The sequence below is a fragment of the Pseudomonas sp. SWRI51 genome (assembly GCF_014268825.1).
Taxonomy (GTDB): Bacteria; Pseudomonadota; Gammaproteobacteria; order Pseudomonadales; family Pseudomonadaceae; genus Aquipseudomonas; species Aquipseudomonas farsensis.
Window position 1 is genome coordinate 13649 of sequence record NZ_JABWRG010000023.1, and the last position, 16322, is coordinate 29970.

The following is a 16322-nucleotide window of genomic DNA, read 5'->3' on the forward strand; positions in this document are numbered from 1 at the left end:
CGGTCAGTCGAAAATGGCCGTTCTCAACCCGCCCTCCCCCCAACTTGAATCCCCCCGCCCCAACGTCCACCATAGGCCGAACCCGCCTGTAGACTTTTTTTCCACGCAGGCCCTCGCCCCCACCCCGTGGCAGACCATGAAAACCAAGAACTACCAGACCATCGCCGAGAGCATCGCCCTGCTGCTGTTCCCCCATGCCGAGGTCGTCGTGCATGAGGTCAAGAGCCAGAGCATCGTTCATATCGCCAACAACTTTTCCAAGCGCAAGCTGGGCGATGACTCGGCGTTGGAACAGGACATGGACGAGTTTCGCCGCTCGCCGAGCATCGGCCCGTACGAGAAGACCAACTGGGATGGGCAGAAGCTGCGCTCGGTGACCAGCGTGCTCTATGACGAGCAAGGCGAGCCTGAGTACTTGCTGTGCATCAACCTGAATTTCTCGGTCTTGCAGCAGGCCCACGAAGCGTTGAGTGCGTTCTTCCAGGTCAGCCGGCTGATTGCGCAGCCAGAGGCGCTGTTCAAGGATGACTGGCAGGAGCGGATCAACACGTTCCTGCAAACCTGGCTGCGCGAGCATGGCTTGTCGCTGCGTACCCTGGCTGCAAAAGACAAGCGCAGCCTGGTTCAGGCGTTGTATGCCGAAGGCGCGTTCGAAGGCCGCAGCGCGGCGGACTATGTGGCCAATGTGCTGAACATGGGGCGGGCGACTGTTTACAAGTACCTGAAGGAACTTCGCGGCTGACGGGATGGCTTGGGTTTTACCCATGGCTTTCAAGGTTTTTGAGTGAAGGCGCCAATTCGGCACCAGACAATTCTCCTTGTGGTGAGCGGGCTTGCCCCGCGTTGGGCTGCGAAGCAGCCCTAAACCCACATCCATCAAAGCGTTGAATGCTGTTGTGCAAACACCGAGCAGCAGCGCGTGCACTTTGAACAGCACAGACCTCAGGGCCGCTTCGCAGCCCAACGCGGGGCAAGCCCGCTCACCACAAAAAAACTCACCGTCGTTAACTGTCAGCAGGCTTGCCACAAAAAGAATATGAGTCTACCGTAGACAAATATTCCACAATGGCGAGCACCTTCCCGTGCCCGCTCGCCCCGATTGCCGAGAGGAACACGATGTCCGCCGATGCCAACACCCTGCTCTCCCTGTATGAAGCCATCAGCGAAGCGCACGAAGCGCTGCGCCCGCAGGTCAGCGTCACCCCACTCAGCCACAGCGCGCATCTGTCTGCCCTGACTCAGTGCCAGGTCTACCTGAAATGCGAACACCTGCAACACACCGGCTCGTTCAAGTTCCGCGGCGCCAGCAACAAGCTGCGCCTGCTGCCTGAAGCACAGCGCGCGGCCGGCGTGGTCACGGCGTCGTCCGGCAACCACGGCCAGGGGCTCACGCTTGCCGGCAAGCTGCTGGGCGTGCCAGTCACGGTGTACACCGCCACCACGGCCTCCAAGTACAAAATCGATGCCATCCGCGCCTTGGGGGCCGAGGTGGTCAGCCTCGACCTGGACCCACTCGGGGTGGAGCTGGAAGGCGGGCGCCAGGCCGAGTTGCAGGGCAAGCCATTCGTCTCGCCCTACAACGACCCACAGGTGATCGCAGGCCAAGGCACCATCGGCATCGAACTGTTCCAGCAGCAGCCCGAACTGGACGCGGTGTTCGTGGCGGTTGGCGGTGGCGGGCTGATTTCCGGGATTGGCGCTGCGCTGCGGGCGCTCAGCCCGAAAACCGACATCATTGGCTGCTGGCCGCAGAACGCGCCGACGCTGCAGCGCTCGCTTGAAGTGGGGCACATCATCGAAATGCTTGAAGACGAAACGCTGTCCGATGGCACCGCCGGTGGCGTAGAGCCAGACAGCATTACCTTCCCCCTGTGCCAGAGCCTGATTACCCGCACGGTGCTGGTCAGCGAGGATGAAATCAAAACCGCCATGCGCGATGTCGCCAGCGGTGACCGCTGGATCATCGAAGGCGCCGCAGCGGTGGCCGTCGCCGGCATGAAGAAACTCGCCGAGCAATACCGCGGCAAGCGCGTGGCGGTGATCATTTGTGGGCGCAACATCACCTTCGAGAAGTTTCTTGGGGCAGTGCAATGAAGGTATTGAGCAAAGCGCAAATCGTCGCCAGCCTGGACCTGGAACTTGCCGTGCAGCGCCTGCAGGAAGGTTTCGTCGCGTTCTCGGCGGGCCAGGTGCAAGTGCCGCCGGTGCAGGCGTTTGCCTTTAACCAGGCCAACGGCGACTGCTGCGTAAAGTCGGCCTTTGTAGAAGGCAGTGACACCTTCACGGTAAAGGTGTCGACCGGCTTCTACAACAACCCGGCCAAGGGCCTGGCGAGCAACGACGGCCTGATGATGGTGCTGTCGGCCACCACCGGCCAGCCACTGGCGCTGCTGCAGGATGAAGGCTGGCTGACGTGCATCCGCACAGCACTCGCTGGGCGCATCGCCGCACGCCTGTTGGCACCCCGCCAGGTCAACGCTATTGGCATCATCGGCACCGGCACCCAGGCGCGCATGCAGCTAGAGCAACTGCGCGCCGTCACCGACTGCCGCAAGGTGATTGCCTGGGGGCGCAACGAGCCTGGGCTGGCTGCGTTCGAAGCCTTTGCCCATGGGCTGGGGTTCCAGGCCAGGACCACACGCGACGCCGCCGAGGTGGCCGGCATGGCCAACCTGATCGTTACCACCACCCCGTCCCGCGAGCCGTTGCTGCAAAGCCACTGGGTGCAGCCCGGCACTCATATCACCGCAGTCGGCGCTGACACTGCCGGCAAGCAGGAACTCGACCCTGCGCTGGTGGCACGGGCCGACCGCATCATCGTCGACTCGCTGGTGCAATGCAGCCAGTACGGCGAAATCTCCCACGCGCTCAAGGCCGGGTTGATCAGCTTGGGCCAGTTGGCTGAGCTGGGCGCCCTGCTGGCCGGGCAGGCCAAGGGCCGCGAGGATGACCAACAGATCACCCTGGCCGACCTGACCGGTGTCGCGGTGCAGGATGCGCAGATTTCCAACTGCGCCCTGGCCTGCATGCATAGCTGATGCTCGGCTACCTAACGCTGGGCAATGCACGGGGAGACAAACAACTCCCCGCGCCACGCCCCGCGCAGGGTACGCCAGGCGACCAGTAGCCACAGCATCGTCAGCGCCACCACCAACAGCTGGCCAAACACGCTGAAAAAGCCCAACCCGAGCCAGGCCGCCAGTTTCAAGGTGGCCAGGCAGTACACCCCAAGCGGAAAGGTGAACCCCCACCAGCCGAGGTTGAACGGCATGCCCTGGCGCATGTAGCGCAGGGTGATCAACACGGCAGTGAGCAACCACCACAACCCGGCGCCCCACAGCACCAGCCCCGCCACCAGCCCAAGGCCACGCGCCACCTCGCCCAGGCTGCCAAGGCCATTGGCGGCGAACACCGCCGGGGCGTCACCGCCCAGTAGCAGCATGCCCAGTGCACCGGTGCCGATCGGGCCCAGCGCCAGCCAGCTGGAGGCGGCCATGTTGGCCGGCGGCAATTTGTGCAGGGCCATGCGCAGCATGAGGATGGTCAGGATGCTGAACGCCACCGGCAGCGACACCGCCCACAACACGTAGCTGGTGATCACCACCTGAAACTGCCCCTGCGCATCGCCCAGGTGCGGCGCCAGCAGCCCCCCGCTGGCGGCGGCGACTTCGGCGGCCACCACCGGCAACAGCCAGACTGCGGTCATCTGGTCGATGCTGTGCTCCTGGCGGGTGAACATCAGGTAGGGGATGGCCACCCCGCACAGTAGCGCCAGCCCCACATCCAGCCACCACAGCGCCTCCACCCAAGGCACAACGGCCTCACCCCAACGCGCCAGGCCGAATACCAGCGCGCCGTTGAGAATGGTGGCCAGGCCCATGGGGATGGTGCCGAAGAACATCGACACCGTGGAGTGGGCGAAAATGCGCCGCGCCTCGTCGAAGAACAGCACCCAGCGGGCGCCATACAGGACGCAGAACAGGCTGAACAAGCCAATCGTCAGCCACCACAGGCCTTCAGCCAGGCCATCGAGCAGCGCAATGTGCAACTGATGAAACGCCAAGGCCAATACGCCTGTGCCCATGGTCGCGGCGAACCAGTTGGGGGTGAATTGGCGGATCACCTCGCGGGGGTGGGCCAGTGCGCTGAAGGGGCGCCAGCAGGCAGGGCGCGTTGGGGTGCAGGGCATGGGTTGTCTCCGGGCCTTGTGTAAGGTGGAATCAATCTTATGCCTTCAAGGAATATCTATATAACGGGTATTTTCTCTAACTGTTATCGGTTTTGAAGATATACGGGAATACTGCCTCTGGGCTTATGCTACAGCCGGCTCTCTGCTCACAAGGATGCGTCATGCTCGCCGCACTCAAAGGCTACCCCAGCGCGGTACGCCTGCTGCTGTTCACCACCTTCACGCTGACCATGGCCCGCGCTATCACCCTGCCCTATCTGGTGGTTTACCTGGCAACGCATATGGGCCTGTCGGTCGGACGGGTCGGCTTGCTGGTCGGTGGCGCGATGTTTGTTGCCTCGGCGCTGTCGCTGTATGGCGGGCACCTGGTCGACCGGCTGCGCAACCACACGCTGATCGTGGTCTGCAGCGCAGTGTTCGGCTTGTCGTTCCTGGGCATTGTCGCCAGCACCTGGGCGTTGCCGTTCTTCTGTTGCCTGGTGGTGGCCTATCTGGCCCAGACGGTGGTGGACATCGCCGCCAAGGCCGGCTTCTGCGCCCTGCTGCCCGAGGCGCGGCGAGCCGAAGCCTTCGCCATCAAATACACCTTCAACAACATTGCCTGGGCTGCGGGGCCAATGCTTGGGGTGTTGTTGATCGAGCTCGATGACCATCTACCATTTCTGTTCAGCGCGGCGATCGGCCTTGGCCTTGCAGTGTTTTATCAGCGCTTTGGTGAACGCGGCCTGGCAAGCCCCGCACAGGACAAAAGCACAGCCGGTTTCGCCCAAGTGGGGTTAAGCCTGCTGCGGGACACGCGGCTGGTCTGCTTCACCCTGGGCGGCATGCTCAGCGCCGTGGTGTTTGGCCAGTTCACCGCGTACCTGTCGCAGTACCTGGTGGTCACCCTGCAAGACCCGGTGCAGGTCGCGCGCCTGGCCGGCTACCTGGTCACCAGCAACGCCCTGACGGTGATCGCCCTGCAGTACGTAATCGGCCGGCGCATCAGCCGCCAGCACCTGCTGCCCTGGCTGATGACCGGCATGGCGCTGTTCATCGCCGGTTTGCTGGGGTTCTCCATGGCGTCGTCAGTCCCGGCCTGGTGCCTGGCCATGGTGGTCTTCACCCTGGGCGAAATCATCGTGATCCCGGCCGAGTTCATGTTCATTGACCTGATCGCCCCGCAGCCGCTGCGCGGCGTGTATTACGGCGCGCAGAACCTGTCGAACCTCGGCGCCGGCCTGGGCCCTGCGTTGGTCGGCGCAGCGCTTGGCTGGATGGCGCCTGCCGGGGTGTTCTATCTGCTGATCGGCTCGGTAATACTGGCGGCGGTCTTCTATCGCCTGGGCACCCGCCGCAGCCACTGAGGCCATAGCCTGCGACGTCCTGCCACTGCGACCAACGTCGGCGCTGACGAAGCCTCTGGCGCGTGCCAGACTGATTGATCGGGACCGCGTTCCATTTCTTGCTCCGGAGTTTGCATGTCGTTGTCCAGCGGGCTGATCGCCGCCGTCGCCCTCGGCTATATGGCCGTCATGTTTGCCATCGCGTTTTATGGCGACCGCCGCAGCACCCCGCTGCCCCCGCGCGTGCGCGCGTGGGTGTACAGCCTGTCGCTTGCGGTGTACTGCACCAGTTGGACCTTCTTCGGCGCGGTCGGCCAGGCCGCCGAACAGCTGTGGGCGTTCCTGCCGATCTACCTGGGGCCGGTGCTGCTGCTGGTTTTCGCGCCCTGGGTGGTGCAGAAGATGGTGCTGATCAGCAAACAGCAGAACATCACCTCGATTGCCGACTTCATTGCCGCCCGCTACGGCAAGTCGCAATCGTTGGCGGTGGTGGTGGCGCTGATCTGCCTGGTCGGCGTGTTGCCGTATATCGCCTTGCAGCTCAAGGGCATCGTGCTCGGGGTGAACCTGCTGATCGGCGCCAATGCCGACGCCACCGGCAGCCGCGTGCAGGACACGGCGCTGGTGGTGTCGCTGGTGCTGGCGCTGTTCGCCATCGTGTTCGGTACCCGCAGCCTGGATGTGACCGAGCACCACCGGGGCATGGTGCTGGCCATCGCCTTCGAGTCGATCGTCAAGCTGCTGGCGTTTCTGGCGGTAGGCGTGTTCGTGGTGTTCAACCTGTACGACGGTTTTGACGACCTGTTCACCCAGGCGCGCCAGTCGGTGCAGTTGGACAGCTACTGGAAAGAGACCATCAACTGGCCGTCGATGGTGGTACAGACCGCCGTGGCGATGATGGCGATCATCTGCCTGCCGCGCCAGTTCCACGTCACTGTGGTTGAGAACATCGAACCCCAGGACATGCGCCTGGCGCGCTGGGTATTCCCGATGTACCTGGCGCTGGCTGCGCTGTTCGTAGTGCCGATTGCCCTGGCCGGGCAGATGCTGCTGCCCGGCACGGTGATGTCCGACTCGTTCGTGATCAGCCTGCCACTGGCCGAGGCGCACCCAAGCCTTGCCCTGCTGGCGTTCATTGGCGGCGCGTCGGCGGCCACCGGCATGGTGATCGTCGAGGCGGTGGCGCTGTCGACCATGGTTTCCAACGACATGCTGCTGCCCTGGCTGCTGCGGCGCAACAACGCCGAGCGCCCGTTCGAGGCATTCCGCCACTGGATGCTGTCGGTGCGCCGCGTGACCATCGTGGTAATCCTGCTGCTGGCCTACGTCAGCTACCGTCTGCTCGGTTCCACCGCAAGCCTTGCCACCATCGGCCAGATCGCCTTCGCCGCCGTGACCCAGCTGACCCCGGCCATGCTGGGCGCGCTGTACTGGAAGCAGGCCAACCGCCGTGGCGTGTTCGCAGGCCTGGCGATGGGTATTTTCCTGTGGTTCTACACCCTGGTGCTGCCGATCACCGCCCACAGCCTGGGCTGGCCCCTTGAGCTGTTCCCCGGCCTTGCCTGGCTGCACGGCAACCCGCTGAATTTGCCGATTACCCCGCTCACCCAGGGCGTGGTGTTGTCGCTGGCAGGTAACTTCACCCTGTTCGCCTGGGTGTCCATCCTGTCGCGCACACGGGTATCGGAGCACTGGCAGGCGGGTGCGTTCATTGGCCAGCAAACCAGCGCCCGGCCCAGCAGCAAGCCGCTGCTGGCGGTGCAGATCGACGACCTGCTCAACCTGGCCGCACGCTTTGTCGGCGAGGAGCGCGCCCGGCAGAGCTTTATCCGCTTCGCCTACCGCCAGGGCAAAGGCTTCAACCCCAACCAGAACGCCGATGGCGACTGGATCGAGCACACCGAGCGGCTGCTGGCCGGTGTGCTGGGCACCTCGTCCACCCGTGCGGTGGTCAAGGCGGCCATCGAAGGGCGCGAGATGCAGCTCGAAGATGTGGTGCGTATCGCCGACGAAGCCAGCGAAGTGCTGCAGTTCAACCGCGCACTGCTACAAGGCGCCATCGAGAACATCAACCAGGGCATCAGTGTGGTCGACCAGAACCTGCACCTGGTGGCCTGGAACCGCCGCTACCTTGAGCTGTTCAACTACCCCGAGGGGCTGATCAGCGTCGGCCGGCCCATCGCCGATATCATCCGCTACAACGCCGACCGCGGCCTGTGCGGCCCAGGCGAGGCGCAGGTGCACGTGGCGCGGCGCCTGCACTGGATGCGCCAGGGCCGGGCGCACTCCTCCGAGCGGCTGTTCCCCAACGGCCGGGTCATCGAGCTGATCGGCAACCCCATGCCCGGCGGTGGTTTTGTCATGAGCTTCACCGACATCACCCCATTCCGCGAGGCCGAGCAGGCCTTGCGCGATGCCAACGAGAGCCTGGAGCAACGGGTTGCCGAACGTACCCATGAGCTCTCGCAACTCAACCAGGCGTTGTCGGAGGCCAAGAGCCGCGCCGAGGCGGTCAGCCAGTCCAAGACCCGCTTCCTGGCTGCGGTCAGCCACGACCTGATGCAACCGCTGAACGCCGCGCGGCTGTTCTCCGCCGCCCTGTCGCAGCAAGCCGAAGGCTTGAGCGAGGAAGCCGGGCAACTGGTGCAGCACATGGACAGCTCGCTGCGCTCGGCCGAAGAGCTGATCAGCGACCTGCTGGACATCTCGCGCCTGGAAAACGGCAAGATCACCCCGGACGTCAAAGCGTTTGCCCTGAACGATCTGTTCGACACCCTGGGCGCTGAATTCAAGGCGCTGGCCGCCGAAAAAGGCCTGGCGTTCCGCTTGCGTGGCAGCCGCCTGCGCATCGACAGCGACATGAAGCTGCTGCGCCGGGTGCTGCAGAACTTCCTGACCAACGCCCTGCGCTACGGCAAAGGCCCGATTCTGCTAGGTGCGCGGCGCCAGGGTGGGCAGCTGTGGCTGGAAGTCTGGGACCGTGGCCCCGGTATCGCCGACGACAAACTTCAAGTGATCTTCCAGGAATTCAAACGCCTGGACAGCCACCAGACCCGCGCCGAAAAAGGCCTGGGGCTGGGCCTGGCGATTGCCGATGGCCTGTGCCGAGTGCTCGGCCACCCGCTTGAAGTGCGCTCATGGCCAGGCAAGGGCAGCGTATTCCGCGTCGGCGTGCCCATCGCCCGTAGCCCCGCGCCGGTGCTGCAGGCCCCGGTTGAGCAACCCGGCCAACCCCTGGCGGGGTTGCAAGTGCTGTGCGTGGATAACGAAGACAGCATTTTGATCGGCATGCACAGCCTGCTCAGCCGCTGGGGCTGCCAGGTGTCCACGGCGCGCAACCAGGCCGAATGCGAGGCGCTGCTGGCCAAGGGCTTGCGCCCGCACCTGGCGCTGGTGGACTACCACCTGGACGACGGCGAGACCGGCACCGGGCTGATGGGCTGGCTACGGGCGCGCCTGGGCGAACCGGTGCCGGGGGTGGTGATCAGTGCCGACGGGCGCAACGAAACCATCGCCCTGGTGCATGCCGCAGGCCTGGACTACCTGGCCAAACCGGTCAAGCCTGCCGCCTTGCGCGCCCTGCTCAATCGGCATCTGAGCCTGGTTCAGTAACCGGCTCCTCGCCCAGCGCGCGCTCGATCAGATCGGCCGGCAAGCTTTTGCTGGCCCGGGCGCCGAGCAGCTTCAGTTGCTCGCTGCGGCTGACCAGGTTGCCGCGCCCCTCGCAGAGTTTGTTGCGCGCCGCGGCATAGGCTTTGTCGACCTGTTGCAGGCGGTTGCCCAGCTCGTCCAGGTCCTGGATGAACAACACGAACTTGTCGTACAGCCACCCGGCACGCTCGGCAATTTCGCGGGCGTTCTGGCTCTGGCGCTCCTGCTTCCACAGGCTGTCGATCACCCGCAAGGTGGCCAGCAGTGTGGTCGGGCTGACAATCACGATCTGCCGGTCGAACGCTTCCTGGAACAGGTTCGGCTCCGCCTGCAAGGCTGCGGCAAACGCCGCCTCGATGGGCACGAACAAAAGCACGAAATCCAGGCTGTGCAGCCCGTCGAGGCGGTTGTAGTCCTTGCTCGACAGGCCTTTGACATGGCTGCGCAGCGACTGCACATGCTGCTTGAGGGCGCTTTCGTCGTTACCGGACACCCACTGCTGATAAGCGGTCAGGCTGACCTTGGCGTCGACCACTATCTGCTTGTCACCCGGCAGCATGATCAGTACGTCGGGCTGGAAGCGCTCGCCATCGGCGCTTTTCAGGCTGACCTGGGTCTGGTACTCGCGGCCCTTCTCAAGGCCTGCGTGCTCCAGCACCCGCTCCAGAATCAGCTCGCCCCAGTTGCCTTGGGTTTTCTGGCCCTTCAGCGCCTGGGTAAGGTTGGTGGCTTCGTCTGACAGGCGCAGGTTGAGCTGTTGCAGGCGTTCAAGCTCCTTGCCGAGCGAGAACCGTTCGCGGGCTTCTTGCTGGTAGCTCTCTTCGACACGCTTTTCGAACGCCTGGATGCGCTCCTTCAACGGGTCGAGCAACTGGCCAAGGTGCTGCTGGCTGGTCTGGGCGAAGCGCTGCTCGCGTTCGTCGAATATCTTCCCGGCCAGCTCGGCAAATTGCGCACGCAAGGTATCGCGAGCCTGCTGCAAGTCTTCCAGGCGCTGCTGGTGGCTGTCCTGCTGCTCGCGCAGCTCGGCTTCCAGGCGCGCGGCCTGGGCCTCGAGGCGGCGCAGTTCGGCTTCGCGGTTGACGCGCTCCATGTGCCAGGCGTGGGCGGCGTCACGGGCGTTGTCGCGGTCGATCTGCAACAGCTCAAGCTCGCGGCCCTGGGCGGCCAGTTGGGTCTGTTTGAGGGTGTTGGCTTCAGTGAGGTCGCTGACCTCGTCGCGGTTGGCGTCGAGCTGCGCCTGCAAGCCTGCCTGGGCCAGCAACGCGCTGTTCAGGCGCTCTTCAAGCAAGGTTTGCTCGGCGGCCCGAGCGCCCTGGCGGCGCTGCACCTGCATGACCCACGCCAGGCAAGGCAAAGCCCCTGCCACCAAGCCCAGCAGAATGCTGGTCAGATCAACAGCCATGGTTACCCCAACGCTCAATGACGAATGCTGCGCAGCTTATCAGGGCTAGCCCAGGCCGCGCTTATGCCTGCTCGGTTTCCGGCGCCTGGCACAGGCGTGCGTACTCCTGCTGTGCGCGGCTGTCGCCTGCGCGGGCGGCCTGGCGCAACAGGTCATGGCCGATGCGCCGGTCGCGGGCACTGCCGCAATCCCGGCAGAGCATCTGCCCAAGCCGGCTTTGCGCAACGACCACGCCTTGGCGCGCCGGCTGCTTGAGCATGCGCCCGGCCAGGTGTTTGACGCGGGGTTTGTCACCCAGGCGCGGGCTGTCGAGCAGCCACAGGGCCACTTTCAAGGAAAAGCGCTTTTCAGCGGGCAACGACGGGGATGCAGCAGAGGGGGGGTGAGATTTACCGAGGAGCTTCATGACCGACAGCGAGGGTGGACTCAAGAGGCGCGCCACTCTACTCCCTTTTTGCGCTGTGGCCCAACCCGGAGCGTAGCAATGCGCGCTTTTTTTCGAGGTTTTTTTCTTGACGATCAGCAGGCAAAAATGCAGCTGCGCTTTGGACGATTGATTGTAGGACATTACGGCAAAGCGCTGGCACGCCCGTCCTAGAGCAAGCCCTCGGGACAATCCACAGAACCTGTGGATAACTCGGTGGACAACCCCGGCATACAACCCGCAAACCCTTGTGAAATGGGGCCTACAGTCAAACTGACGATTTTTTCACCAGTACAAATTAGTGTTTTTTTTCATTGACTTAAGCGTGCGGCCAAGTCATCGGCAAAGCATCCACAGCCTGTTGCAGTCTGGTTACAGGTGCCTGCCCGCGTGTGTACAAGTGCACCAGCAGGCGGCACGGCGATGCACGAAAACCGCACATTCATGGCAGCTACCCTGGGTTTACCCCTCTTCCCAGCAGCCCGCAAAGACGACATAATGGCCGGCTTGGCGAGGCACCAGCAAAACGCTTGCCAACGTCAATTTTCTGCTGTACTGTTCGCCCCGTTAGTACACCAGCTGAAAGTCAATTCTGGCCATCAAGTCCTTGCAGCCTCGCTCGCACCTTTTGCCTGCGCTGCCCCCTCGGACGGCCCATTCGCTGATTCACTCTGCAAACCATTGCCCGAGCGCGAATCACGTCTCAGATTGATCAGGATCTTCCCCGGCGCCTAGAACCTTGGCCCGGAGTGTTGCCTGCCTTCTGTAGTACCTACCAGTCAGCCCAGCGCCTACATTTAATTGCGCACCTCTGGCTGCCCTGTTCCAGTCAGGTTATTCGTCTCCGTAATAAAGACGTCACTGGAACGTTTCTATTGTGCACGGATCAGACACCGTGTCTTTCGCAGGAACATTCTAAACATGTGCCAACAACAACAGATCCACGCCGCATTCGGCAAACTCTCTCAGGCCTTCGCTCCACTGACGTGCCTTATCGTTGCCCCCCGCAAGGGCAGCTTCAGTTTTACCCTGGTCGACGAATATGGCGTCGCCTGTCACACCGAGCGCCTTTACCCGGACCAATACAACCGGGCAGAACCGCTGCAAGCTGTGATCGAGCGCACCCGCCAGTCGCTGACCGCATGAATGAATGGCGGCAGATTCACAGCATGAATAACCGCCATTTTTTGCAGCCTGAGTACGATGAGCTTAATTGCCTACGGGCATATGCCCAGCACTCTCAGGCTGCAATCGATTTAAAAACAGCCCTTTACAGCACGCTTATCACACTACACTTCAACTCGAGCGGTGCAGACCGCTTCCGACGGGCCTGATCCCCCACCAGCTGCCAAGCTCCAGCGCCCGTCGGCCCTTTGCAGATGAGGGCATCATGGGCATTGCTGCGAACGAGTTGAGTCAATACGTGATCCGGCCAACGCTGGTTTACCTGAATCGTTACTGCCAGAGCGCCGAAGCTTTGTTACTGGGCGTTGCGGCAAGCCAGTCGGCATTGGGCGCGGCCCTGCACGACCGGCGCGGTCACGGGCTGTACCGCATCACCAGCCAACGCCACCGCGTGCTCTGGGACGACTTCCTGGCCCGAGACCCGGACCTGGCCAGCCTGGTACGCGGCCTTGCCAGCCAACACGCCTTCTTGGGCGGCCCCCACCTGGAACTCACAGTCAACCTGCGCTACGCCACGGCCATTGCCTGGATGCTGATCGAGGAGCAGGCCACCCCATTGCCTGCCGCCGACGACCTGCAAGGGCTGGCACGAATCTGGCGCCAAACATTCCACCCACAGGGACGCTTGCGTGACTTCACCCAGGCCTGGCACCACTGCGTCGAGCCGGCAGCCACCGTTACCATATGAGAAAACCTCTCATATAAAACTCTGAAAAATGGAATTATGGTCGGATTGTCCTACAAAACCGCTCTATCTCCTGCGTTTTAGCCTATAGCGTGGAGCGAGATTTGTTGGTAGCTTTTCGCCCCGGAGAACCCAAGGAGTTTCTAATAATGAAAAAAGTAATGCTCAAAACCTCCCTCGGCATCGCCGTGGCCATCGCTTCAAGTCAACTGTTCGCGTCGGGCTTTGCGCTCAACGAACAGAGCATCAGCAGCATGGGGACAGGTTTCGCGGGTCGTTCTTCTTCTGCCGAAGATGCCAGCACCGTTTATGGCAACCCTGCCGGGATGTCGCGCCTCAAGCGCGAGCAGATCACCGTCGGCGCCGCCGCGGTCATTGCCAAGACCGATATTTCCGGGCCTGGCAGCAGCAAAGGGGGGGAAACCGACGGTGACATGGTGCCGGTCGTCGGCGTACCGATGGGTTACTACGTCAAACCGCTGGATGACCACTGGAGCATCGGCTTCGGGGTCTACGTGCCATTTGGCCTGGTGACCGACTATGGTAGCGACGACGCCGCTCGCTACTGGGGCAAAAAGAGCCACGTTGAAGTGGTGACCTTCCAGCCAACCGTCAGCTACGCGTTCAACGACAAAGTGTCGATCGGCTTCGGCCCGACCATCAACCGTATCGAAGGTGAGCTGGGCTCAAACCTGGCAAGCCTATCGCCGCTGGCCCCGGCCGATGGCGAGGTCAAGATCAAAGGTGACGATACCGCCGTTGGTTACAACATCGGCATCCTCGTGCAAGCCACCGACCGCACTCGCCTGGGCCTGACCTACCACTCGATGGTGGACTACAAGCTTGAAGGCAAGACCAAGGTCAATTACCCGCTGCTGGGCCTCAATGACTCCAAGTTCGACGCGACCTTGAAGATCAAGACGCCGGAATCGGTCGACTTCTCCGTCACCCATGAACTGGATGACCAGTGGACGGTGTACGCCGGCAGCACCTGGACCCGCTGGAGCCGCCTGGAAGCCATCGTCGTCAACAACGAGGTGCCGGCAGGCGCTGCAGGCCAGTTCGCAACCATCAGCGAAGAGCAGAACTGGCACGACACCTGGGCACACGCTATCGGTGCTTCGTACAAGGTCAACAAAGAGTGGACCTTGCGCACCGGCTTCACAGTGGACCAGTCGCCGACCAACAACACCAACCGCTCCCCACGCATCCCTACTGGCGATCGCAAGATCTTCAGCCTCGGTGCCGGTTGGAGCCCTTCGGATGACCTGACCATTGACGTGGCCTACTCCTACCTGTGGGAAGAGGACACCAAGGTCAACAACCAGCCGGACGGCCCGGTTCAGAACGCTCTGCGTGGCAGCTACCAGGCCAAGTACGAAAACAGCGCCCATGGCGTAGGTGCTTCGCTGACCTATCGCTTCTAAGCCGCAGCGTACGCTCGGGGCCGCCCTGCGGCCCCTCTCCGGCTCAAGCCTGCACCGCCCACCTTCTCTCTAGCGACTGCTGCAAAAACTCCATGAATGCCCGCGCTTTGGCGGTCATGGCAAAGCGGTCTGCCACGCACAGGAACACATCCATTGGTTCGGTCTGCGCGTAAGCAACGCCTGCGTTGCTGTACTCGAACAATGGCACCAGCCGCCCTGCGTCCAGGTGTGGGCGCACGATAAAGTCAGCCAGCCGGGTAATGCCGCCATCGTTCAAGGCCATCTGGGTCAGCGCATCGACATCGTCACTGATCAGCGCCGGGCCAAACTGCGCCTCGAAACGATGGCCATCACGTACAAACCCCCAGTGCAGAAACCGCCCGTCCACCGGGTAACGAAACACCAGGCAGCGGTGCTCGCGCAGTGCTTCAGGCGTTGCCGGCCAACCGGCGCCGGCCAGGTACCCAGGGGATGCACAGCAGATAAACGGGATGCGCGCGATATGCCGCGCCAGCAGGTTGTCTTCAAGCTGTGGCGTAATGCGCAGGCTGACATCGACGTCTTCGCGAGTGTGGTTCACCTTGCGGTCAGTCATCACCAACTCTATCGAAAGCCCAGGGTAGCGAGCCGCAAAGGCCGGGATCAGCGGCGCCAGCACATGACGGCCAAACGCCGACGTACTGGCTATGCAAAACCGGCCCTGCGGCTCGCTGTCGGGGGCGCTGACCGCTTGCTCGGCCAACGCCAGGTCGCGCTCGATATGGCTGACCTTCTCGTAATAGAGCCGCCCGGCTGCCGTGAGGGCCATGCTGCGTGTGGTCCGCGTGAGCAAGCGTACTTGCAGGTGCGCCTCGAGCCGCGCCAGGTTCTGACTGACAGCGGCCGGGGTCAGGCCGAGGGCACGGGCGCCACCGGCGATACTGCCGGCTTCTACCACTTTGATGAAGCTGCGAATGGTATTGAGCAGGTCCATGTCTGGCCTCGGCATTCGTAAGTTTCCCTTTATAAAGAACTCAGCACCGGAGGTCTACAGGGTTACCTGCGGCCGTTGTTAACCTGCCCGCACATTCACACCTGTCTTGGAGCTTTCATGACTGAACTCTCTTCCCCACGCACCCGCCGCAAGCTGCGCCCAAGCGCCACGCCTTACGTGTTCGCTTTTTATATGTCGGCAATCATGGCCATGCTGATGTGCTTCGTGATCACCGCCGCCAACGCAGGCATCGACAGCCAGTACCTGAGCAACGTGTTAAAGGCCTACCAGCTGGCGATGCCGGTGGCCTTTCTCTGCGTGCTGATGGTCAGGCCGGTGGTTGTGCGCCTGGTGGCAGTGACCGTGCATCCGCATTGAACTCAAGGCTGCGAGGCAATGGCCTTTTCGATGGCAGCGGTAAACGCCGGGTCATCGGGCTTGGTCAGGCTTGAGAAATTGCCGATCACCTTGCCCTTGCGGTCTACCACGTACTTGTAGAAGTTCCACTTTGGCGCGCTGCTCTGCCGGGCAAGTTCGGCGAACAGCGGCACCGCATCCTTGCCGCGCACCGCTTGCGCCTTGGCCATGGTGAAGGTGACGCCATAGTTGGCGTAACACACCTTGGCTGTTTTCTCGGCGTTGTCGTCTTCCTGCTTGAAGTCGTTGGACGGCACGCCGAGCATTTCCAGCCCCTGCTCGTGATAGTGCTTGTAAGTGGCCTCAAGCCCTTCGAACTGCGGGGCAAAACCGCAATAGCTGGCGGTATTGATTATCACCAGCGGCTTGCCGGCGTAACGCTGGCAGAGGTCTATGGTTTGCTTGCCACGCAGCTCCGGCAAACTGCCCTGCAACAGGGCCGGGCAGTCTGCAGCCCAGCTAGAAGTACTGGCAGCCAAAGCCAGTACCGGGATCATCAGCCAGCGAGCATGCATTGTCGGGTTCTCCTGCAAAGGTTTCCATGAACCTGCAGGGTAGCGCCTAACAGATGCTCATGCCCAACAGCATCAACGCCAGGCCGCCCTTTTGCCAGCCCCACCACACCAGCGCCAGCACCCCTG

The 16322-nt window shown here is 62.7% G+C and carries 13 protein-coding genes and 1 pseudogene; 9 read left to right on the top strand and 5 right to left on the bottom strand.

All coding sequences use genetic code 11. The annotated features are described in order from the left end of the window. Window positions 1–136 precede the first annotated feature (136 nt). The 3 genes from HU720_RS10035 (at window position 137) to HU720_RS10045 (ending at window position 3038) form a co-directional block, all read left to right on the top strand. The gene (locus HU720_RS10035; protein ID WP_186519646.1) at window positions 137–742 is read left to right on the top strand and encodes a PAS domain-containing protein; all 606 of its coding nucleotides are present in this window, start codon (window positions 137–139) and stop codon (window positions 740–742) included. 374 nt (window positions 743–1116) lie between these two features. Further along, on the top strand, window positions 1117–2094 hold the full coding sequence (locus HU720_RS10040) for a threonine/serine dehydratase (protein WP_186519648.1): 978 nt from the start codon (window positions 1117–1119) through the stop codon (window positions 2092–2094). Next, window positions 2091–3038, top strand: coding sequence for an ornithine cyclodeaminase family protein (locus HU720_RS10045; protein ID WP_186519651.1), 948 nt, complete (start codon window positions 2091–2093; stop codon window positions 3036–3038). The genes HU720_RS10040 and HU720_RS10045 overlap by 4 nt, the downstream gene beginning before the upstream one ends. Before the next feature lie 11 nt (window positions 3039–3049). On the opposite strand, the gene HU720_RS10050 is transcribed toward HU720_RS10045, so the two are convergent. Then, window positions 3050–4189 carry a TDT family transporter gene (locus tag HU720_RS10050; RefSeq protein ID WP_186519652.1) on the bottom strand — a complete coding sequence of 380 codons (1140 nt, stop codon included), beginning with the start codon at window positions 4187–4189 and terminating at the stop codon, window positions 3050–3052. A gap of 161 nt (window positions 4190–4350) precedes the next feature. On the opposite strand from HU720_RS10050, the gene HU720_RS10055 reads away from it, so the two are divergent. Continuing rightward, on the top strand, window positions 4351–5535 hold the full coding sequence (locus HU720_RS10055) for an MFS transporter (RefSeq protein ID WP_186519654.1): 1185 nt from the start codon (window positions 4351–4353) through the stop codon (window positions 5533–5535). Between the two features lie 114 nt (window positions 5536–5649). Next, on the top strand, window positions 5650–9126 hold the full coding sequence (locus tag HU720_RS10060; RefSeq protein WP_186519657.1) for a PAS domain-containing hybrid sensor histidine kinase/response regulator: 3477 nt from the start codon (window positions 5650–5652) through the stop codon (window positions 9124–9126). Here HU720_RS10060 and rmuC read toward each other — a convergent pair. Together rmuC and HU720_RS10070 are read right to left on the bottom strand one after the other, a co-directional pair. After that, the gene (gene rmuC / locus HU720_RS10065; protein WP_186519743.1) at window positions 9098–10456 is read right to left on the bottom strand and encodes a DNA recombination protein RmuC; all 1359 of its coding nucleotides are present in this window, start codon (window positions 10454–10456) and stop codon (window positions 9098–9100) included. The genes HU720_RS10060 and rmuC overlap by 29 nt on opposite strands. Before the next feature lie 199 nt (window positions 10457–10655). Continuing rightward, window positions 10656–10976: pseudogene (locus HU720_RS10070) on the bottom strand (sel1 repeat family protein); the annotation flags it as partial. 939 nt (window positions 10977–11915) lie between these two features. Between HU720_RS10070 and HU720_RS10075 the strand changes: the two are divergent. The 3 genes from HU720_RS10075 (at window position 11916) to HU720_RS10085 (ending at window position 14291) form a co-directional block, all read left to right on the top strand. Further along, complete coding sequence (locus tag HU720_RS10075; RefSeq protein ID WP_186519659.1) at window positions 11916–12140, top strand: hypothetical protein; 225 nt, start codon at window positions 11916–11918, stop codon at window positions 12138–12140. Window positions 12141–12384: 244 nt separating this feature from the next. Beyond that, complete coding sequence (locus HU720_RS10080) at window positions 12385–12867, top strand: hypothetical protein (protein WP_186519661.1); 483 nt, start codon at window positions 12385–12387, stop codon at window positions 12865–12867. A gap of 146 nt (window positions 12868–13013) precedes the next feature. Beyond that, window positions 13014–14291: an outer membrane protein transport protein gene (locus HU720_RS10085; protein ID WP_186519663.1), complete on the top strand. Its 1278-nt coding sequence runs from the start codon at window positions 13014–13016 to the stop codon at window positions 14289–14291. A 43-nt stretch (window positions 14292–14334) separates the two neighbouring features. On the opposite strand, the gene HU720_RS10090 is transcribed toward HU720_RS10085, so the two are convergent. Beyond that, window positions 14335–15264 (bottom strand): LysR family transcriptional regulator, encoded by a 930-nt coding sequence (locus HU720_RS10090; RefSeq protein WP_186519665.1) that lies wholly within the window; start codon window positions 15262–15264, stop codon window positions 14335–14337. A gap of 117 nt (window positions 15265–15381) precedes the next feature. Between HU720_RS10090 and HU720_RS10095 the strand changes: the two genes are divergently transcribed. Beyond that, a complete protein-coding gene (locus HU720_RS10095; protein WP_186519667.1) occupies window positions 15382–15642 on the top strand; it encodes a DUF2798 domain-containing protein in 261 nt (86 codons plus the stop codon). 2 nt (window positions 15643–15644) lie between these two features. Here HU720_RS10095 and HU720_RS10100 read toward each other — a convergent pair whose 3' ends face one another. Next, window positions 15645–16196 (bottom strand): glutathione peroxidase, encoded by a 552-nt coding sequence (locus tag HU720_RS10100; RefSeq protein WP_186519670.1) that lies wholly within the window; start codon window positions 16194–16196, stop codon window positions 15645–15647. Between the last annotated feature and the right edge of the window lie 126 nt (window positions 16197–16322).